Source organism: Acrocarpospora pleiomorpha, assembly GCF_009687885.1.
Taxonomy (GTDB): Bacteria; Actinomycetota; Actinomycetes; order Streptosporangiales; family Streptosporangiaceae; genus Acrocarpospora; species Acrocarpospora pleiomorpha.
Genome location: NZ_BLAF01000117.1, coordinates 1 through 18,819, shown reverse-complemented (window position 1 = coordinate 18,819; position 18,819 = coordinate 1). Strand labels below are relative to the sequence as shown.

20 protein-coding genes are annotated in these 18,819 nt (G+C 70.0%); 13 read left to right on the top strand and 7 right to left on the bottom strand.

What is annotated here, in order from left to right; translation table 11 throughout:
• The 11 genes from infB to dapB all read left to right on the top strand — a co-directional run.
• A partial coding sequence (infB, locus tag Aple_RS50395; RefSeq protein ID WP_155351929.1) for a translation initiation factor IF-2 occupies positions 1–1,916 on the top strand: 1,916 nt, incomplete at its 5' end.
• Positions 1,917–2,007: 91 nt separating this feature from the next.
• Positions 2,008–2,304, top strand: a complete 297-nt coding sequence (locus Aple_RS50390; protein ID WP_155351928.1) for a DUF503 domain-containing protein — start codon at positions 2,008–2,010, stop codon at positions 2,302–2,304.
• Between the two features lie 49 nt (positions 2,305–2,353).
• The gene (gene rbfA, locus Aple_RS50385; protein ID WP_155351927.1) at positions 2,354–2,818 is read left to right on the top strand and encodes a 30S ribosome-binding factor RbfA; all 465 of its coding nucleotides are present in this window, start codon (positions 2,354–2,356) and stop codon (positions 2,816–2,818) included.
• Positions 2,815–3,831: a DHH family phosphoesterase gene (locus Aple_RS50380; protein ID WP_246265593.1), complete on the top strand. Its 1,017-nt coding sequence runs from the start codon at positions 2,815–2,817 to the stop codon at positions 3,829–3,831. Before rbfA ends, Aple_RS50380 begins: the two co-directional genes overlap by 4 nt.
• A complete protein-coding gene (truB, locus tag Aple_RS50375; protein ID WP_155351926.1) occupies positions 3,828–4,712 on the top strand; it encodes a tRNA pseudouridine(55) synthase TruB in 885 nt (294 codons plus the stop codon). The genes Aple_RS50380 and truB overlap by 4 nt, the downstream gene beginning before the upstream one ends.
• 61 nt (positions 4,713–4,773) lie before the next feature.
• Positions 4,774–5,736: a bifunctional riboflavin kinase/FAD synthetase gene (locus Aple_RS50370; protein ID WP_155351925.1), complete on the top strand. Its 963-nt coding sequence runs from the start codon at positions 4,774–4,776 to the stop codon at positions 5,734–5,736.
• A 272-nt stretch (positions 5,737–6,008) separates the two neighbouring features.
• Positions 6,009–7,025 carry a DUF6461 domain-containing protein gene (locus Aple_RS50365; protein WP_155351924.1) on the top strand — a complete coding sequence of 339 codons (1,017 nt, stop codon included), beginning with the start codon at positions 6,009–6,011 and terminating at the stop codon, positions 7,023–7,025.
• A gap of 143 nt (positions 7,026–7,168) precedes the next feature.
• Positions 7,169–7,438 (top strand): 30S ribosomal protein S15, encoded by a 270-nt coding sequence (gene rpsO, locus Aple_RS50360; RefSeq protein WP_155351923.1) that lies wholly within the window; start codon positions 7,169–7,171, stop codon positions 7,436–7,438.
• A gap of 297 nt (positions 7,439–7,735) precedes the next feature.
• The gene (locus Aple_RS50355; protein WP_155351922.1) at positions 7,736–10,057 is read left to right on the top strand and encodes a polyribonucleotide nucleotidyltransferase; all 2,322 of its coding nucleotides are present in this window, start codon (positions 7,736–7,738) and stop codon (positions 10,055–10,057) included.
• 5 nt (positions 10,058–10,062) lie between these two features.
• The gene (locus Aple_RS50350) at positions 10,063–11,376 is read left to right on the top strand and encodes a M16 family metallopeptidase (RefSeq protein ID WP_155351931.1); all 1,314 of its coding nucleotides are present in this window, start codon (positions 10,063–10,065) and stop codon (positions 11,374–11,376) included.
• An 89-nt stretch (positions 11,377–11,465) separates the two neighbouring features.
• The gene (dapB, locus tag Aple_RS50345; RefSeq protein WP_155351921.1) at positions 11,466–12,203 is read left to right on the top strand and encodes a 4-hydroxy-tetrahydrodipicolinate reductase; all 738 of its coding nucleotides are present in this window, start codon (positions 11,466–11,468) and stop codon (positions 12,201–12,203) included.
• Between the two features lie 158 nt (positions 12,204–12,361).
• Here dapB and Aple_RS50340 read toward each other — a convergent pair whose 3' ends face one another.
• Genes Aple_RS50340 through Aple_RS50330 form a run of 3 tightly spaced genes read right to left on the bottom strand, consistent with a single transcriptional unit; the run spans position 12,362 to position 14,433 of the window.
• A complete protein-coding gene (locus Aple_RS50340; protein WP_155351920.1) occupies positions 12,362–13,234 on the bottom strand; it encodes a 1,4-dihydroxy-2-naphthoate polyprenyltransferase in 873 nt (290 codons plus the stop codon).
• A gap of 9 nt (positions 13,235–13,243) precedes the next feature.
• Entirely contained in the window at positions 13,244–13,849 is a 606-nt protein-coding gene (locus Aple_RS50335) for a GNAT family N-acetyltransferase (protein ID WP_155351919.1), read from the bottom strand.
• Between the two features lie 38 nt (positions 13,850–13,887).
• Entirely contained in the window at positions 13,888–14,433 is a 546-nt protein-coding gene (locus Aple_RS50330) for a CGNR zinc finger domain-containing protein (protein ID WP_155351918.1), read from the bottom strand.
• A 102-nt stretch (positions 14,434–14,535) separates the two neighbouring features.
• Here Aple_RS50330 and Aple_RS55945 point away from each other — a divergent pair, with 102 nt between their 5' ends.
• Positions 14,536–14,667 carry a hypothetical protein gene (locus Aple_RS55945; RefSeq protein WP_281361765.1) on the top strand — a complete coding sequence of 44 codons (132 nt, stop codon included), beginning with the start codon at positions 14,536–14,538 and terminating at the stop codon, positions 14,665–14,667.
• Here the strand turns inward: Aple_RS55945 and Aple_RS50325 are convergent.
• The gene (locus Aple_RS50325) at positions 14,642–16,021 is read right to left on the bottom strand and encodes an aminotransferase-like domain-containing protein (RefSeq protein WP_155351917.1); all 1,380 of its coding nucleotides are present in this window, start codon (positions 16,019–16,021) and stop codon (positions 14,642–14,644) included. The genes Aple_RS55945 and Aple_RS50325 overlap by 26 nt on opposite strands.
• A gap of 73 nt (positions 16,022–16,094) precedes the next feature.
• Here Aple_RS50325 and Aple_RS50320 point away from each other — a divergent pair, with 73 nt between their 5' ends.
• A complete protein-coding gene (locus tag Aple_RS50320) occupies positions 16,095–17,024 on the top strand; it encodes a DMT family transporter (RefSeq protein ID WP_246265590.1) in 930 nt (309 codons plus the stop codon).
• Here the strand turns inward: Aple_RS50320 and Aple_RS50315 are convergent.
• The 3 genes from Aple_RS50315 to Aple_RS50305 all read right to left on the bottom strand — a co-directional run.
• Positions 16,936–17,445: a GntR family transcriptional regulator gene (locus Aple_RS50315; RefSeq protein ID WP_155351915.1), complete on the bottom strand. Its 510-nt coding sequence runs from the start codon at positions 17,443–17,445 to the stop codon at positions 16,936–16,938. The two genes, Aple_RS50320 and Aple_RS50315, sit on opposite strands and share 89 nt — an antisense overlap.
• A gap of 37 nt (positions 17,446–17,482) precedes the next feature.
• Complete coding sequence (locus Aple_RS50310) at positions 17,483–17,959, bottom strand: GntR family transcriptional regulator (RefSeq protein WP_246265587.1); 477 nt, start codon at positions 17,957–17,959, stop codon at positions 17,483–17,485.
• A 166-nt stretch (positions 17,960–18,125) separates the two neighbouring features.
• The coding region (locus Aple_RS50305; RefSeq protein ID WP_246265584.1) for a JAB domain-containing protein at positions 18,126–18,819 on the bottom strand (694 nt) is incomplete at its 5' end.

Below are 18,819 nucleotides of genomic sequence, written 5' to 3'. Positions count from 1 at the left end.
CGTTCGGCCGTCCTGGCGGGCGTCCGACCCGTGGCCGCAAGTCCAAGCGCCAGCGGCGCCAGGAGTTCGACAACATGTCGGCTCCGGCGATCGGCGGCGTGCAGGCTCCCCGTGGCGGCGGTCAGACGATCCGCCTCCCGCGTGGCGCCTCGCTGTCGGACTTCGCCGACCGGATCGGCGCCAACCCCGCCGCGCTGGTGCAGATCATGCTGCACCTCGGCGAGATGGTGACCGCGACCCAGTCGGTCAACGAGGAGACCCTGCAGCTGCTCGGCGCGGAGCTGGACTACGTGGTCCAGGTCGTCAGCCCCGAGGAGGAGGACCGCGAGCTGCTGGAGTCCTTCAAGATCGAGTTCGGTGAGGACGAGGGCGACGAGGTCGACCTCGCGCCGCGTCCGCCGGTGGTGACCGTCATGGGTCACGTCGACCACGGTAAGACCAAGACGCTGGACGCCATCCGCAACACCAACGTGGTGGCCCGCGAGGCCGGTGGCATCACCCAGCACATCGGCGCCTACCAGGTCTCCACCGAGCACGAGGGCGAAGAGCGGAAGATCACCTTCATCGACACCCCGGGTCACGAGGCGTTCACCGCCATGCGTGCCCGTGGCGCCCAGGCCACCGACATCGCCGTTCTGGTGGTCGCGGCCGACGACGGTGTGAAGCCGCAGACCATCGAGGCGCTCAACCACGCCCAGGCGGCCGACGTGCCGATCGTGGTCGCGGTGAACAAGGTCGACAAGGAGGGCGCGGACCCGACCAAGGTGCGGGCCCAGCTCACCGAGTACGGCCTGGTCGCCGAGGAGTTCGGCGGTTCCACGATGTTCGTCGACATCTCGGCCAAGCAGGGCACCGGCATCGACGCCCTGCTCGAGGCGATTCTGCTGACCGCCGACGCCGAGCTCGACCTGCGCGCGAACCCCGACATGGACGCGCAGGGCCTGGCCATCGAAGCCCACCTGGACAAGGGCCGCGGCCCTGTGGCGACCGTGCTGGTCCAGCGCGGCACGCTGCGGGTCGGCGACTCGATCGTCTGTGGCGAGGCCTTCGGCCGGGTCCGGGCGATGCTGGACGACAACGGCGACACGGTCGAAGAGGCCGACCCGTCGCGTCCGGTGCGGGTGCTCGGCCTCGCGGCCGTGCCCCGGGCGGGTGACAACTTCCTGGTCGTCACCGACGACCGGATGGCCCGGCAGATCGCCCAGCAGCGGGCGGCTCGCCAGCGCATCGCGGAGATGGCCAAGGCCGGTCGCCGCCGTACGCTCGAAGAGCTGTTCAGCGACTACGAGAAGGGCAAGATCGACGAGCTCAAGCTCATCATCAAGGGTGACGTGTCCGGTTCGGTGGAAGCACTGGAGGACGCGCTGCTCAAGATCGATGTGGGCGAGGAGGTCAACCTCCGGGTGCTGCACCGCGCGGTCGGCGCGATCACGGAGTACGACGTCAACCTGGCGATCGCGGACGACAACGCCGTGATCATCGGCTTCAACGTGCGGCCCGAGGTCAGGGCCCGCGATCTGGCCGAGCGCGAGGGCGTCGACATCCGTTACTACTCGGTCATCTACCAGGCGATCGAGGAGATCGAGGCGGCCCTGAAGGGCATGCTCAAGCCGGAGTTCGAAGAGGTCAGGACCGGCACCGCCGAGGTCCGCGAGGTCTTCAAGGTTCCGAAGATCGGCAACGTGGCGGGCTCCCTGGTCCGTTCCGGCACGATCACCAGGAACAGCAAGGCCAGGATCATCCGCGACGGCGTGGTCGTGGCGGACAACCTCACGGTCACCTCGTTGCGCCGGTTCAAGGACGACGCGACCGAGGTCCGCGAGGGCTACGAGTGCGGTATCGGTGTCGGCTTCAACGACATCAAGATCGACGACGTCATCGAGACGTACGAGATGCAGGAGAAGCCTCGCGCCTGAGGTTTTGCCAAGCCGGTTCCCGGGCCCTCAGGGTCCGGGAACCGGCCCGTCTTCACGACCCCCGCGTCTGGGTTGATTGACGCACAAATACATGTATGTCGGTGCTCTGACGTTGGACATCCTGCTCGGCGAGGTGCACTCGCTGAAGGAGAAGCGCTCGGTGATCCGCCCCCTCGTGGCCGAGGTGAAACGCCGCTTCCCGGCGGTCGCCGTGGCCGAGACCGGCCACCAGGATCTGCATCGGCGGGCCGAGATCGGCATCGCCGTGGTCTCCGGTTCGGCCGTCAACTGCGGTGAGGTGCTGGAGGCCTGCGAGCGGGTGATCGCCTTCCATCCCGAGATCGAGCTGCTTTCGGCTCGACATCGGTTGTTCAACGACGAGGAATAAGGCGGCCGCATCCCAGCGTCAGCCGTACATTGAAGGAAAGGGGAGCGCGATCATGGACGCCGCGCGAGCCAGGAAGCTCGCGGACCGGATTCAGCAGATCGTCGCCGAGATGCTGGAGCGCCGGATCAAGGATCCTCGGCTCGGTTTCGTGACCATCACCGACACCCGGGTCACCAACGATCTGAGCGACGCCACCGTGTTCTACACGGTGTTCGGGTCCGACGCCGAGCGCAAGGACACCGCCGCCGCGCTGGAGAGCGCCAAGGGCATCATCCGCTCCGAGGTGGGCAGGCAGACCGGGCTGCGGCACACGCCCACGCTGGCCTTCACCCACGACCCGCTGCCCGACAGCGCCCGGCACCTGGACGACCTGCTCGCCGAGGCCAAGGCCAGGGACGAGGAGATCGCCAAGCGGGCTGAGGGCGCCGAGTACGCGGGCGACGCTGATCCATACAAGCGGGACGAGGAAGAGGAAGAGGATGTGCCGGGGCATGTAGGACGCGCCGCCACGTGACTTCGGATCTCAGATCAGATCGTGCCCTGCCGGCGGTCGCGGAGCGGGACTGGGAGCGGGCCGTCGCCCTGGTCCGCGGGCACGACAAGATCGCGCTGGCCTGCCATGTCACCCCCGACGGCGACGCCCTGGGTTCGATGCTGGGCTTCGGGCAGGCGCTGCGGCAGGCGGGCAAGCGCGTGGTGGCCTCCTTCGGGGATCGCACCTTCGTGGTGCCCCGGCTGCTGCGTTTCCTGCCGGGGCAGGACCTGCTGGTGCCGCCGGGCGAGTTCCCGGCGGCGCCGGACTTGATGATCACGTTCGACGCGTCCACCCAGGCGCGGCTCGGCCTGCTCATCCCCGCCGCCGAGGCGGCGAGGGAACTCGTGGTGGTGGACCACCACGCCTCCAACACCGGCTTCGGCTCGCTGCACCTGGTGGATCCGGCCGCCGCGGCCACCTCGGTGCTGGTGGAGGACCTGATCGGCCGCCTGGGCCTGGCGGTGGACCAGCCCATCGCGACCTGCCTGTACGCGGCGCTGGTGACCGACACGGGCTCCTTCCGCTACGCCTCCACCACGCCCGCCGTGCACGCCATGGCGGGACGGCTGCTCGCGGCCGGGCTCAACCCCGACGCGATCGCCCGCGAGCTGTGGGACCGCTCGCCCTTCGGCTACCTGCGGGTGCTGGGCGCCGCGCTGTCCAGGGCCGTGCTGGAACCGGACGGGGCCGGCGGCGCCGGTCTGGTCTGGACCTGCGTGACCAGGCGGGACCGCGCGCTCGTCGCCTTGCCGTACGAGGAGGTGGAGGGCGTGATCGACGTGATCCGCAAGGTCGACGGCGTGGACGTGGCCGTGGTGCTCAAGGAGGACGACGCGGGCGGGTGGAACGTTTCGACCCGGTCGAAGGGCGCGGTGGACGTCGGCCGCGCCTGCGCGGGGCTCGGCGGCGGCGGCCATCCCGGCGCGGCCGGTTTCTTCACCACGGAACCCCCGGACCAGACGATGGCCCGGCTACGGGAGATGCTCTCTTGACCAGCAGACGAACCCCGCCGCCGAGCGGGCTCGTGATCGTCGACAAGCCCGCCGGCTGGACCTCGCACGACGTGGTCGCCAAGATGCGCGGCATCGCCGGCACCCGCAAGGTCGGCCACGCCGGCACGCTGGACCCGATGGCCACCGGCGTGCTGGTGGTCGGCGTGGAGAAGGCGACCCGGCTGCTCGGGCACCTGGCGCTGACCGAGAAGGTGTACGAGGCGACGATCCGGCTCGGGGTGGGCACCAACACCGACGACGCGGAGGGCGAGGTCACCTCGGTCACGCCCGCCGGGCATCTCGCCGAGAGCGCCATCGCGACCGGCGTGGCCGCTCTCACCGGTCCGATCATGCAGGTTCCGCCGCAGGTCAGCGCCATCAAGGTGAACGGGGAGCGGGCGTACAAGCGGGCCCGCGCGGGCGAAGAGATGGAGCTCCAGGCTCGGCCGCTGACCGTGCACGCCTTCGACGTGACCGCCGTCAGGCGGGAGGGCGACGCCGTGGACGTGGACGCCGTGATCACCTGCTCGTCGGGCACCTACATCCGGGCGCTCGCCCGCGACCTGGGCGCCTCCCTCGGCGTGGGCGGCCATCTGACCTTCCTGCGGCGCACGCGGGTCGGGCCGTACACCGAGGCCAGGACGCTGGAGGAACTCCAGAAGGAGTGCGTGATCATGCCGATCGAGGACGCGGTGGCCGCGGCCTTCCCGCGCCGGGACGTGACCGAGCAGGAGGCCCGGCTGGTCGCGCACGGCGGGCGGCTGCCCGCGCTCGGGCTGGGCGCGGGCCCCATCGGCGTCTTCGCTCCCGACGGCACGCTGCTCTCCCTGGTGGAGGAACGGCAGGGGGCGGCCAAGCCCCTCGCCGTCTTCGTGACCTGACCGGTGTGGCACGCTTGTCTTCTCATTGAGTGTCTTCTCATCGAAGGGGATTGGGGTCGACGTGCGGGGCTGGCACGGACTGGACGACGTGCCCGAGGACTGGGGCAGATCGGTCGTCACCATTGGCGTTTTCGACGGCGTGCACCAAGGGCACCAGCAGATGGTGGGGCGCGCGGTCGCGCTGGCGCACTCGCTCGGCGTGTCCTCGGTGGCGGTGACTTTCGAGCCGCATCCGGACGAGGTGATCCGCCCCGGCAGCCACCCGCCCCAGCTCACCCAGCAGCGCCGCCGCACCGAGCTGCTCGGCGCGCTGGGCGTGGACGCGGTGTGCGTGCTGCCGTTCACGCTGGAGTTCTCCCGGATGTCCCCGGACGAGTTCGTGCAGACCGCCCTGGTGGACCGGCTGCACGCGGCCGGGGTCGTGGTGGGGGAGAACTTCCGGTTCGGCCACAAGGCCGCCGGCGACCTGGAGACGCTCCGCACGCTGGGCGAGAAGTATGACTTCGTGGCCGTGGGCGTGCCGCTGGTCAGCGACGGGGAGGCGATCTCCTCCACCCTGGTCAGGGAGCGGCTGGCCGCCGGTGACGTGGCCGCCGCCGCCGAGGCGCTGGGCCGCCCGCACCGGGTCGAGGGGGTGGTCGTCCGCGGTCAGCAGCGGGGGCGGGCGCTTGGTTTCCCCACCGCCAACGTGGAGTCCCCGCCGTACACGGCGATTCCCGCCGACGGGGTCTACGCGGGCTGGCTCCAGGTGACCCAGTCGCCGTCGCCGCACGAGGGGCAGCGCTGGCCCGCCGCCATCTCCATCGGCACCAATCCCACCTTCTCCGGGGTGGAGCGCACCGTCGAGGCGTACGCGCTGGATCGCGACGATCTCGACCTCTACGGCGCGCACGTGGCCGTGGACTTCGGCATCCGGCTCCGCGACACCCTGAAATTTGCCTCAATTCAGGCGCTAATTGACCAAATGCATACCGACGTGGACGAGGCGCGGGAGTTCACTGCCGCAGAAAGCTCCGCGATGTAGCCGATCGGGCGTAATGTCGCCGTGGACTATCTCTCTGGTGTTACCTGACTTCCCAGAGTGCCGGAAACCCGTCCCTGGGACCGGCGTGCACGGTATTAACTAGAAGGTCGTGATTTGGACAGCTGCAACGGGGAGCCGCCTGATCGGCGGTAATGCGGCTGTCCATGGGACAGGCGTTCCTGGTCAGGACGGGTTTCTGGTTAATGGACTATCCGACTTGGTCCCGCTCGCGCCCTGCGGGCGGGACCCCGGCATTCCCCTGGCGGCAGCACATGGCTGACGATCTTCTTGAGTACTACCGGCACCTGCTCGACAAGCACTGGATCCTGCGCGAGAGCGCCTGCGTCTGCTGGATCGGCGACGCCACGACACCGTCGGCGGCCCGACATTTCGGGATCGACCTGGTCGGACCTTCACCGCAGACCTTGCTTGAGGCGGCCGAGGAGGCCGACGGCGCCGGGGAGCACGCCCCCGGCATCCTCGTCCTGGACGACTTCCCGGACGGATGGGCGCTCAGCGTGGAACCGCGCGGCGCCCAGGGGATCCGTCCCGAGGTGATGCGCGGCCTGTCCGCGCGGGGAACGGCGTTCGCGGTCCGTTTCGGCCCGCGTCCGGAGTTCGCGCTGTACCGCCAGGGCGTCCGGGTCACCCATGTCCAGCAGCAGATCGGCCGCTGGGGGGCCGCGCCGCACGAGCTGGACGAGCTGATGAAGGGCCTGCCGTGCGTGGAGGGCTCGCCGGAGGACACCTGGCCGGAGGCGGCGCTGGCGCTGGGGGAGCGGGTCACCGGGGTGCGCCTGGACATCGACCGGCTGGGCGGCGAGCTCGACCGTTACACCATCCTGCGCCGCCTGCCGGCCGACCCGGTGCCGCTGGCGCTGCGCGAGCACCCGGTCGCCCGGGAGCCCGAGTTCGCCGCCATCCTGGCCGACCCGGCCGCCCACCGCCGGACCATCGCCGTGCTGGCCGCCCGGCAGGCCGTCACCGACACCGGTCTGGGCGGGCCCGAGGTGACGGCCGCGCTGCGCTCCCTCACCACGATGGTGTCCAGGCCGAAGGCCGGCAACGGCCGGCTGGACGCGGCGGCGCTGCGGGCGGGCCTGCGCACCCTGATCCCGGGTCTTGACGGCGACCGGGCGCTGGCGGTGAAGGTGCTGATCGCGGCCCTGGATCCGGACGACGGCGTCGCCTCGGGCGAGGCCACCCGGCTGGGCTGGCGGATCCACTCGGGCGGGCAGGACGGCGAGGTCCGCTGGACCATCCTGCGCACGTGCGCGCGCACGCCCTGAACGCGGGTCAGGGTGCTGAGCTGCGGTGGTAACCTTGAGCGTCGGCTGAGTATTCGTCGGCCTCGTCACGGCGACTGTAGGCACGCACGGTCGTTCGCGGGCTTGGAAAATCGTTCCGCGTGCCTCCCAAAGAAGGAGTTGGAGTGTCGCTCGACACCGCCACCACGAAGGCCATCATCACCGAATACGGCACCGCCGAAGGGGACACCGGTTCCCCTGAGGTCCAGATCGCGCTGCTGAGCCGGCGCATCAGCGACCTGACCGAGCACCTCAAGACGCACAAGCACGACCACCACAGCCGCCGCGGCCTGCTCCTGCTGGTCGGCCGCCGCCGCCGCCTGCTCAAGTACCTGCAGGCCAAGGACATCACGCGGTACCGTACGCTGATCGAGCGGCTGGGTCTGCGCCGATAGCGCGAAAGGAGCGGCGAGCCTTCGCCGCTCCTTTCTCATCTGCGGGCAAACTGCAGACAAACTAAATAGCCGAAAGGGAGAGACGGCCGGGAGGTCGTCTCGACCCCGAGAACCAGTGCCCCGCGTCCGCAAGCAAGCACATACACGCGCGATCCCGCGGCGTGAGAGGGCCGGTCCTCGGTAGTGGCCCCCGGTCATGGTGAACCGGGCGCTTCGATCGAAGACCGGCACTGCACCAACGGGGAGCCGGCGCATTACACACGGACGTGGGGTGACCGACCTTAAAGGAGGTCCCCCGTGGAGGGTGTCCACAGCACGGAAGCCGTTATCGACAACGGCTCTTTCGGCACGCGTACGATCCGGTTCGAGACCGGGCGGCTCGCGCGCCAGGCGGCGGGTTCCGCCGTCGTCTACCTGGACGACGAGACCATGGTCCTGTCCGCGACCACGGCGTCCAAGAATCCCAAGGAGAACCTCGACTTCTTCCCGCTGACGGTGGACGTCGAGGAGCGGATGTATGCGGCGGGCCGCATTCCCGGCTCGTTCTTCCGGCGTGAGGGCCGGCCGTCCGAGGACGCGATCCTCACCTGCCGCCTGATCGACCGGCCGCTGCGCCCGTCCTTCGTCAAGGGCCTGCGCAACGAGATCCAGGTCGTGGCGACGATCATGTCGCTGCACCCCGACCACCTCTACGACGTGGTCGCCATCAACGCGGCCAGCCTGTCCACCCAGCTCGCCGGGCTGCCGTTCTCCGGCCCCATCGGCGGCGTGCGGGTGGCGCTGATCACCGGCCAGTGGGTGGCCTTCCCCACCCACACCGAGCTGGAGGGCGCGACCTTCGACATGGTCGTGGCCGGCCGGGTGCTCGCCGACGGCGACGTCGCGATCATGATGGTCGAGGCCGAGTCCACCAAGGACACGCTGAAGCTGGTCGCCGAGGGCGCGGTCGCGCCCACCGAGGAGACCATCGCCCAGGGCCTGGAGGCGGCCAAGCCGTTCATCAAGGTGCTGTGCGAGGCGCAGGCCAAGGTGGCGCAGGTCGCCGCCAAGGAGACCGCCGAATACCCGATCTTCCTGGACTACCAGGACGACGCGCTGCAGGCGGTCGAGAACGCGGTCCGCAGCGAGCTCGCCGCGGCCCTCACCATCGCCGCCAAGCAGGACCGCGAGAGCGAGATCGACCGGGTCAAGGCGCTGGCCGGGGAGAAGCTGCTGGCCGACTTCGAAGGCCGGGAGAAGGAGATCTCCGCCGCCTTCCGCAGCCTCACCAAGAAGCTCATGCGGGAGCGCGTGATCAGCGAGGGCATCCGGATCGACGGGCGTGGCCCGAAGGACATCCGGCAGCTCAACGCCGAGGTCCACGTGGTGCCGCGGGTGCACGGCTCGGCCCTGTTCGAGCGCGGGGAGACCCAGATCCTGGGCATCACCACGCTGAACATGCTCCGGATGGAGCAGATGATCGACACGCTCAATCCCGAGCGGACCAAGCGGTATATGCACAACTACAACTTCCCGCCGTACTCGACCGGCGAGACCGGCCGGGTGGGTTCGCCCAAGCGGCGCGAGATCGGGCACGGCGCGCTGGCCGAGCGGGCGCTGATACCCGTGCTGCCCACCCGCGAGGAGTTTCCGTACGCGATCCGCCAGGTGTCTGAGGCGCTCGGCTCCAACGGCTCCACCTCGATGGGCTCGGTCTGCGCGTCCACGATGGCGCTGCTGGACGCGGGCGTGCCGCTGAAGGAGATGGTCGCGGGCATCGCGATGGGTCTCATCGGCGAGGGCGACCAGTTCATCACGCTGACCGACATCCTCGGCGCCGAGGACGCCATGGGCGACATGGACTTCAAGGTCGCCGGCACCAAGGACGTCATCACCGCGCTGCAGCTGGACACCAAGCTCGACGGCATCCCGGCCTCGGTGCTGGCGGCCGCGCTCAAGCAGGCCCGCGGGGCTCGCCTGGCCATCCTGGACGTCATGCAGGAGGCCATCGACTCCCCGGCCGAGATGAACCCGACCGCGCCGCGGATCATCACGATCAAGGTCCCGGTGGACAAGATCGGCGAAGTCATCGGCCCCAAGGGCAAGATGATCAACCAGATCCAGGACGACACCGGCGCCGAGATCACCATCGAGGACGACGGCACCATCTACATCGGCGCCACCGACGGCCCGGCGGCCGAGGCGGCGCGCAGCGCGATCAACGCGATCGCCAACCCGCACATGCCGGAGGTCGGCGAGCGTTACCTGGGCACGGTCGTCAAGATCGCCGCCTTCGGCGCGTTCGTCTCGCTGATGCCCGGCAAGGACGGCCTGCTGCACGTCTCCCAGATCCGCAAGCTGCACGGCGGCAAGCGGATCGAGAACGTCGAGGACGTGATGGGCGTCGGCGAGAAGATCCAGGTGGAGATCGCCGAGATCGACGCGCGCGGCAAGCTGTCCCTGGTTCCGGTCGAGGTCGTGGAGAAGGAGGCCGCCGAGAAGGCGGCCCGCGCCGAAGCCGGCGAGCCCGAGCCCGCGCCCGAGCCGCGCGAGGCCCGGGAGCCGCGCGAGGACCGGCCCCGCGACGACCGGCCGCGTCGCAGCCGCACCCGTGGCGGGCGGGACGAGCGCAACTCGTGAGCGTGATGACTGCCACCAGCACGTTGTTCCCCGGGAAGGACGGTGCGGGCGTCGTACGCCGCACCGTCCTGCCCGGCGGGCTCCGGGTGGTGACCGAGACCATGCCGACCGTGCGCAGCGTCGCGGTCGGCGCCTGGGTGGGCATCGGGTCGCGGGATGAGGCCCCCGAGCACATGGGGGCCACCCACTTCCTGGAGCACCTGCTCTTCAAGGGCACTCCGACCAGGGACGCGATGGAGATCTCCGCCTCCATCGAGGGCATCGGCGGCGAGATCAACGCCTTCACCGCCAAGGAGTACACCTGCTACTACGCGCGGGTCCTGGACGAGGACCTGCCGCTGGCCATCGACGTGCTGGCCGACGTGGTGACCTCCTCGCTGATCAGCGACGCGGACGTGGAGTCCGAGCGTGGCGTGATCCTGGAGGAGATCGCCATGCACGACGACGACCCCTCCGACGTGGTGCACGAGGCCTTCTCCGAGCAGCTGTACGGCGACACGCCCATCGGCCGCCCGATCCTCGGCAACGAGACCTCCATCAACGCGCTCACCCGGGCCCGGATCCACGAGTACTACCAGCGCTTCTACCTGCCCTCGCACACCGTCATCTCGGTGGCGGGGAACGTGTCGCACGAGCGGGTGGTCGAGCTGGTGGCCGCCGCCTACGAGCGGGCGGGCGCGCTCAGCGGCCTGGGCGAGCCCATCCCGCCCCGGCTGGGCGGCCCCGGCGTCGCCGAACGCTCCGGAGTGCGCGTCGTCGACCGCCCCACCGAGCAGGCCAACCTGGTCCTCGGCACCACCGGCGTCAGCCGCACCGACGACCGCCGCTTCGCCCTCGGCGTGCTCAACGCGGCTCTCGGCGGCGGCATGTCCTCCCGCCTGTTCCAGGAGATCCGGGAGAAGCGCGGCCTGGCCTACAGCGCCTACAGCTACACCTCGCAGTACGCGGACACCGGCCAGTTCGGCATCTACGTCGGCTGCCTCCCGTCCAAGATCGACGACGTCCTCAAGATCTGCCGCGACGAGGTCGCCCGGGTCGTCGCCGACGGCCTCACCGAGGAGGAGATCGCCCGCGGCAAGGGCCAGATGCGCGGCGGCCTGGTGCTGGGCCTGGAGGACACCGGCTCCCGCATGTCCAGAATCGGCAAGAGCGAACTCGTCTACGACCAGCTCATGTCCGTCGACGAGGTCCTGACCCGAATCGACACGGTCACCCCCGACGACATCGCCTCGGTAGCCAGAACCATCCTCAACCGCCCCATGACCCTGGCCGTGATCGGCCCGTATGGGGACAAGGACTTCGGCTACGCGATCGCCTGACCCCGAGGCCCGCGCCTGTCGCGGGCCTCTCGGCGTCAACCGGCGCTCCCGCTCTGCGCCGTCACGGCTGCGGGCGATAGCCTTGCGCAATGATTCGAGTTGGGGTGCTTGGGGCGCGTGGACGGGTGGGCGTCGAGGTCTGCAAGGCCGTGCACGCGGCCGGAGACATGGAGCTGGTAGGGGCGGTCGACAAGGACGATCCGCTGGAATTGCTGGCTCCGGCCGAGGTCGTCGTGGACTTCACGCATCCTGACGTGGTCATGGGCAATCTTGAATGGTGTATCTCGCAGGGGATTCATCCGGTGGTGGGGACCACCGGGTTCGACGGGGAGCGGCTGGAGCGGGTTCGGGAGATGCTCGCGGCGCATCCAGGGACCAATGCGTTGATCGCGCCTAATTTCGGGATCGCGGCCGTGTTGATGATGCATTTCGCGCAGCAGGCGGCGAAGTACTTCGAGTCGGTCGAGATCGTGGAGTTGCATCATCCGGGGAAGGCCGACGCGCCTTCGGGGACGGCTCGGCGGACGGCTGAGCTGGTGGCCGAAGCGCGGCGGAAGGGCGGCGTCGGGCCTTCGCCTGACGCGACCACGCAGGAGATCGACGGAGCTCGGGGAGCGGATATCGACGGGGTGCGCGTCCACGCGGTCCGGCTGGCCGCGCTCATCGCCCACCAGGAGGTCATTCTCGGGGGCGAAGGCGAGGTCCTCACCATCCGCCACGACACGATGAACCGTGCTTCGTTCACACCGGGAGTCCTGATGGGCATCCGAAGAGTCCGCGACCTACCTGGCCTGACTGTCGGCCTAGACGCCCTCCTCGACCTCTGACCATACGCAGACCTTCCTCCCTCCCTTTGCTGTCTTCCCAGGCTTCGCACGCCCGGCCGTTGCCGTGGGGCCCACGTTCCCGTGAGGCCGTCGTCTCGGTGAAACGGCGGCCACGGGCTACACCAGTACTGACGAGAAATGCGGCCGCGGACGGTCCTCTAGGAGAGGGCTAGGCCGAGGGTGAAGAGAAGGCCGAAGGCTAGTTGGAGGCGGCCGGTCTGCTGCAGGGTGGCGATCAGGGCCGGACCGATGGCGCCTTCGCGGACGGCCTTGACGGGGGCGATGGCGAGGAAACCGGAGAGCAGGACCAGCGCCGTGAAGGGCGCCACCGGGGTCAGGCCAAGGATCACGCCGTAGGGGAGCAGCAGGCAGGCGATGTAGAGGGCGCGAGTGCGCTGATCGCCCAGAAGCACGGCGAGGGTGCGCTTCCCCGCCGGGGTGTCGGTGATGATGTCACGCAGGTTGTTGACGACTAGAAGCGCGCAGGCCAGCAGGCCGACCGGCATCGACGCGACGACGGCCAGCCAGGACAGATGCTCCACCTGGACGTAGGTGGTTCCAGCGACCGCGACCAGGCCGAAGAAGACGAAGACGGAGAGCTCGCCGAGGGCGCGGTAGCCGTACGGCCGGGAGCCGCCCGTATAGAACCACGCGGCCAGGATGCAGAGCGCGCCGACGGCGAGCAGCCACCAGGCCCGGGTGGCGATCACCAGAACCAGCCCGGCCACGGCGGCGGCCAGGAAGCAGCCGAAGGCCGCTTTGAGGACCTGGGACGCGGTGGCCGCGCCGGACCCGACCAGGCGCATCGGGCCGACGCGATCGGTGTCGGTGCCCTTCACGCCGTCGCTGTGATCGTTGGCGTAGTTCACGCCGATCTGCAGCGCCAGCGCCACCACCAGCGCGAGCAGCGCCCGCCACCAGACCCACCCACCCGCCGCAGCCGCCACCCCGGTTCCGACGGCGACCGGGACGACGGCGGCGGGCAGGGTGCGCGGGCGCGCACCGGCCAGCCATTGTGCGGGGGTTGCCACAGGGAGACCTCAGCTGATGTCGGTGCCGAGCCGGATCATCCGGATCGGGCGGCCCATGTCGAGCACCCGCTCGGCCATGTCCTCACCCCACCCGGCCGACTCCAGGAACCCGAGCATCGGATGATTGTCGGCGAAGACCCAGGTCACGACCGCGCTGTAACCGTCCTCACGCAGGTGGTCGACGGTCGCGTTGAGCAACCGGCTGCCGTGCCCGCGCCGGATGTGGTTGGGGTCGACGAGTAAGGTCAGCAGCTCGGCGGTGGTGGCCGGATGCAGGTCGGGATCCTCGGCGGGCCCGTGCGAAGCCAGCCCGACCACCCGGTCGGAGGCCCGCTCATGCGACGGGGGGGCGAGGATGCCGCCAGGCCCGAGGGCGCTCCAGTGGTCGGTGTCCATCACGACCCGCTCGACCGCGACCAGGACCCGGTGGCGGGGGCTCGGCGGGGACAGGATGGCCTCGTCCCACTGGCGCCGCCACATCTTCTCGGCGGCGGCTCCGGTCATCTGTTCCAGCGGGCCGGGTGGGAGGAACTCCCGGTAGCCCTGCTTCCACGCCCGAATCTGGGTGCTCGTCACCGCGTCGACGTCTTCGAGACGGGCAGGTCTAACACCCATTGGGCCGGCTCCTTTCTGTGCCTGTAACACCGTACTGGTCAGGAGGGCCTCGCCGAACCTTCCGCCTGGCGTCGTGCCCGATATGTCCTGGTTTTCGTCCGATTCCCGCACACGCGCATCGAGCACCACGCGCGGGAACGGTTCTTTGACGAATCGATGAACGCCCATTGGCACGTACCCTCGACGCACACTTTAAGGCGTGGCCAGCTTCCGTCGGCATGACTGGCGGAGATCAGTGCGGCGATTCTGGCCAAGCCGCCCGGAACCCCGGTCAGGCTCGGCGCCAGGCCCGGCACGCCCTGGACCAGGGTCACGTGCAGCGGAAGCGCCGCCAGAGCCCACGCGAGCTCGGGTGAGGCGTCAGCCATCACCGCGTCGTGATTGTGGCGCAGCGTGACCCTCAGGCCTTCCCGCAGCCGTACGGCGACGGCCAGGTCGCGGTCGACGGCGCGCGCGGCCGGATCGATCAGGCCGCGCTCCCGCAGCCACACGGTCAGCTCGGCCGGCGTGGCCAGATCGTCCATCCCTCCTTCGACGTCGTAGGTGTTCACGAAGTCGCGGAGCAGCTCAGCCGGAGCGGACATGTGCGGGATCACCTCGAAACCACTGTACGGGAGTCGCAGGTTGTGGAATATTCGACACCGGTATAACGCTTTTACTGGTGTCTATCTTCCTGAGGAGAAGCCATGCACGTCAGCTACCTGGCCTACCTGGCCTACGAGCAGAAGAAGCGGCGCGCCCGTCTGGCCCGGCTGTTCAACGACGACATCCCCGATCAGGGCCCCAAGCGGTTCAGAATGTGGACGCCAGGCGAATGACGCCTTCGGTGAGTTCGGCGTGGTCGGCGGGGGCCGTGTGGGTGAGCCGGATCCGGGGGCCCGGCGGTTCCGCGGGGTAGTAGATCCGGCCGGGACTGACCAGGACCCCCGCCCGGTGCGCCCGCTCCACCAGGGCCGCTTCGTCGGTCTCGTCCGGAAGGCGTACCCACAGGTGCAGGCCCCCGTGCGGGACCAGATGGACCTCGGCGGCGGGCAGGTGGCGGGCGAGGGCCGCGAGCAGCAGGCGCTGGCGCTCGCCGATCTCCCGGCGGACCGTGGCGAGATGGCGCCGCCAGCCGGGCGCGGTGACGAACTCGAGCGCGGTCTCCTGCAGCGGCCTGGCCACGAAGAACGACTCCACCACCTGGCTGGCCCGCAGCCGTCGCGCCGCGGGCCCGCGCGCGATCAGCGCCGCCACCCGCAGGCTGGGCGCCGAGATCTTGCTCAACGACAGCACGTGCACGACCGTGCCGTGCTCGTCCATGCTGACCAGCGCCGGCGGCGGCGCGCCGCTCCCCAGATAGCGCGAAAAATCATCTTCGATGATGAACGCTCCAGCCGCTCGCGCTACCGCCAGGACCTGCTCCCGCCGCTCCCGCGTCAGCGTCGCGCCGGTCGGATTGTGCAGCGTCGGCTGGCAGTAGAACACCCGCGCTCCCGTCACCGCGAACGCCTCCGCCAGTAACTCCGGCCGCACCCCATCCTTATCGACCGGTACGGCGACCGCCCGCAACCCCGCCATCTTCGCCGTCGCCAGCGCCCCCGGATACGTCGGCGTCTCCACCAGCACCGGCTCCCCGGGCGCGGCCAGCGACCGGAAGGCATGGCTGAGCGCGGCCTGCCCGCCGCTGACCACCAGCACGTCGTTCCGCGAGGCCCCCACCTCGGCCGCGAACCAGCGCCGCAGCTCCGGCAGCCCGCTCAGCGGCGGCAGCGCCCACGCGTCGGGCCTGCGCACCGCCCTGGCCGCCGCGGCCGACAGCTCCCGCACCGGCCGCAGCGCCGCGTTGAGATAGCCCCCGGTCAGCGGAATCACCCCGTCGCCCGGTTCGGCCAGCAGCCCGGCCACCCCCGTGTCGTCCACCACCCGATCTCCCAGCGCGACCGTCTGCCACGACGAGTCCGCCTGCGCGGACTCCGGGCGCCCGGGAGCCGCGAACGCGCCGCTCCCCGGCCGGGTGATGACGCGCCCCTCCGCGGTCAACCGCGCGATGGCCCGCGAAACGGTCACCGGACTGACTCCCAGCTCGCGCACCAGTTCCCGGCTGGATCGCAGCTTCGCCCCAGGCCCCAGCCGCTGGGCTTCCGCCCGCAGAAGATCGGCCACTTTGGCGATACTGCTATCCTCATTCATGAGAGAACAGAATAGCGCTATCGACCGTTCTTCAGTAGCGCTCACTTCGGGAGCCGGGGCCTGGCGGGGCACGATGCTCGCGGCACTCGGCGTGCTGGCCTTCTCGATGACGTTTCCGGGGACCGTGTTCGCGATGCGCGGGTTCGATCCCTATCTGGTGGCGATCGGGCGCGCGGTGCTCGCGGCCCTGTGCGCGGTCGCCTGCCTGCTGGTGGCCCGGGTCCCGCTGCTGCCACCCCGGCGACACCTCCGTGCGTACGTCCTGACGTCGGCCACCGTGGTCTTCGGGTTCCCCGTCTTCAGCGGCCTGGCGTTGCACAGCGGCGCGAGCACGGCGCATTCGGCCGTGGTGATCGGGCTGCTTCCGGCGGCGACGGCGGCGTTCGCCGTGCTGCGCGCGGGGGAGCGGCCGCGGCCGATGTTCTGGGTGGCCTGCGGGTTGGGCGCGGCGTCGATCACGGTGTTCACCCTCAGCCAGGGCGGCGGGCGGTTCTCGGCGGCCGACCTGCTGCTGGTGCTGGCCCTGCTGTCGGCCGCGTTGGGTTACACCGAGGGCGCCAGGCTGGCGCGGGAGACTCCGGGCTGGCGCGTCATCTCGTACGCGCTGGTGGTCGCGGCCCCCGTATCCGTCCCGGTGACGATCGTGCTGGCCATGACCACCGAGCTCCGGCCGTCCGTGGCGGCACTGGCCGGTTTCGCCTGGGTGGGCGTGATCTCGATGTTCCTCGGGTTCGTGCCCTGGTACGCCGGTCTGGCCATGGGCGGTATCGCCAGGGCGGGCCAGACCCAGCTCACGCAGCCCCTGCTCACGCTGCTGTGGGCCTGGCTCCTGCTGGCGGAGGACTTCGGCCCCGCCACGATCCTGGCCGCCCTGGCCGTGCTGGTGTGCGTGGCCGCCACTCAGCGCGCCCGGATCACGGCGACGGAGGAGCCGCCGCCTGGGGCACCGGCTCCGGCCAGTGTTCCGGTGGTGACGCGAACGTCCCCCGATACGGCACGGTGAAGACCCAGCCCTCGGTCCGGAGCAGGGCGATGGCCTGGCGGATGGTGGCCTTGGCGACCCCGTGCTCCAGCATGAGCGTGCGCTCGCTGGGGATCGGGCGGTTCGCCCCGATCTCGCCGGATCTGATGGTGGCCGCGACCTCGTCGGCGATCTGGCGGTAAAGCGGCGCCAGGTACGGAGGGCGGGGGGTGTCGGGGGGCCCGACGAAGGAACCTTCGCCGGGAACGGTATGGATGAGCTGGCGGTCGCGGAGTTCGCGGTGCACCCGGCGGGCCGTCATCTGCGCGACGCCGAAGTCGCGCTTCAGTTCGGTCTCGCTGGGCACCGGTTCTCCCGGGGTGAGCTCCCCGTTGAGGATGCGTTCCCCTACGATGTCGGCTATCTGCCGGTAAAGCGGTATGTGGCCGTCCCTATCGAGCATGCTCGTATCATAGACGTATCCATACGGTTGATGGGCGCTATTTTGGCCACTTCTCCTTCTCGTTGGCATAGGTCCCGCGATGCGGCACGGTGAAGACCCAGCCTTCCTCGCGTAGCCGCTGTACGGCCTGGCGGGCGGTGACCTTGGAGACACCGTACTGGTCGATCAGGCCCTGCTCGCTGGGGATCGGGCGATTCGGCGGGAGTTCGCCGCTGCGGATGCGTTCCGCCACCTCTGTCGCGATCTCCTGGTAGCGCGGGATCTTGCGCTGGCCACGCGGCGAACCGGGCTGCCCGACGAAGGTGCCCTCGCCTTGCACGGTGAAGGCCAGGCCCTGGTCCCTGAGCTCCCTGGCGACCCGGCGGGCGGTCGTCCTGGCGATCCGGTATTCCTCGACGAGGTCGGCCTCGCTCGGGATCGGGCTGCCTTCCGGCAGGTCGCCGCTGCGGATGCGCACCGCGATGGCATCCGCGATCTGCTTGTAAACGGGGTTCGGCCCCTCACGATCGAGCACAGACAGATCGTAGCCAAAAGCGGACATGGCACCACAAACTAGACACCTGATCTTGCGTCTGTAAACATATTCAATACGTATGGAGACATTGCGATGTCGTAGAGTGAGTCGCTAACTTGATCCGCAGGAATGTTCAGGCGGGTGTCGACCCGCCTGACTTGTGGACTCACGCGTCGATGCGCCGCCAGGCCGTGTCGGTGACGACGAGGTGATCGAGCAGGCGGAGGCCGACGGTCTCGGCGGCGAGATGGAGGTGGGCGGTGACGGCGAGGTCGGACGGGCTCGGGTCCAGCGAGCCGCTCGGATGGTTGTGGGCGAGGCCGAAAGCGGCGCCGCCCGAGGTGAGAACGGTGGTGATGATGTCGCGGATCGGGGCCGGCGTGTGGTCGCTGTCGCCTTCGCTCACGACGGCGCGGCGCAGGATGCTCCCGCCGGCGTCGCAGACGACCACGACCAGGCGTTCCCTGGCGTGGCCGTGGAGCAGGGGCGCGACCGCGTGGGCCAGATCGGAGGAGGAGGTCACCCGGACCCGCTCCGGCTGGGTCTGGGCGCGTCTGACCAGATGGAAGGCGGCGGAGATGCGAGCCGCCTTGGCCGGGCCGACCCCCGGCACCGCCAGCAGCCGGTGGGCCTCGGCGCGGCCCAGCTCGCCCAGGTCGCCGCAGTGCTGGATCACCCGGGAGGCCAGCTCGACCGCGCTCACCCCCCGGCTGCCCGACCCGAGCAGCAGCGCGAGCAGCTCCCGGTCCGCGAGCGCCACCGCTCCCGACGCCAGCAGCCGCTCTCTCGGCTGGTCGGCTACCGGCATGTCCTTAACGCGCATCTCCACCCCCGCCTCAGTAACCCACCCCCGTTCTACC

Bases quoted from the DNA above. Each gene is read 5' to 3' on its own strand.
- Aple_RS50350 (WP_155351931.1), top strand. From the start codon at position 10,063: ATGACTGCCACCAGCACGTTGTTCCCCGGGAAGGACGGTGCGGGCGTC.
- Aple_RS50325 (WP_155351917.1), bottom strand. From the start codon at position 16,021: ATGAATGAGGATAGCAGTATCGCCAAAGTGGCCGATCTTCTGCGGGCG.
- Aple_RS50315 (WP_155351915.1), bottom strand. From the start codon at position 17,445: ATGCTCGATAGGGACGGCCACATACCGCTTTACCGGCAGATAGCCGAC.
- dapB (WP_155351921.1), top strand. From the start codon at position 11,466: ATGATTCGAGTTGGGGTGCTTGGGGCGCGTGGACGGGTGGGCGTCGAG.
- Aple_RS50390 (WP_155351928.1), top strand. From the start codon at position 2,008: ATGTATGTCGGTGCTCTGACGTTGGACATCCTGCTCGGCGAGGTGCAC.
- Aple_RS55945 (WP_281361765.1), top strand. From the start codon at position 14,536: ATGCACGTCAGCTACCTGGCCTACCTGGCCTACGAGCAGAAGAAGCGG.
- Aple_RS50320 (WP_246265590.1), top strand. From the start codon at position 16,095: ATGCTCGCGGCACTCGGCGTGCTGGCCTTCTCGATGACGTTTCCGGGG.
- Aple_RS50330 (WP_155351918.1), bottom strand. From the start codon at position 14,433: ATGTCCGCTCCGGCTGAGCTGCTCCGCGACTTCGTGAACACCTACGAC.
- Aple_RS50335 (WP_155351919.1), bottom strand. From the start codon at position 13,849: ATGGGTGTTAGACCTGCCCGTCTCGAAGACGTCGACGCGGTGACGAGC.
- Aple_RS50365 (WP_155351924.1), top strand. From the start codon at position 6,009: ATGGCTGACGATCTTCTTGAGTACTACCGGCACCTGCTCGACAAGCAC.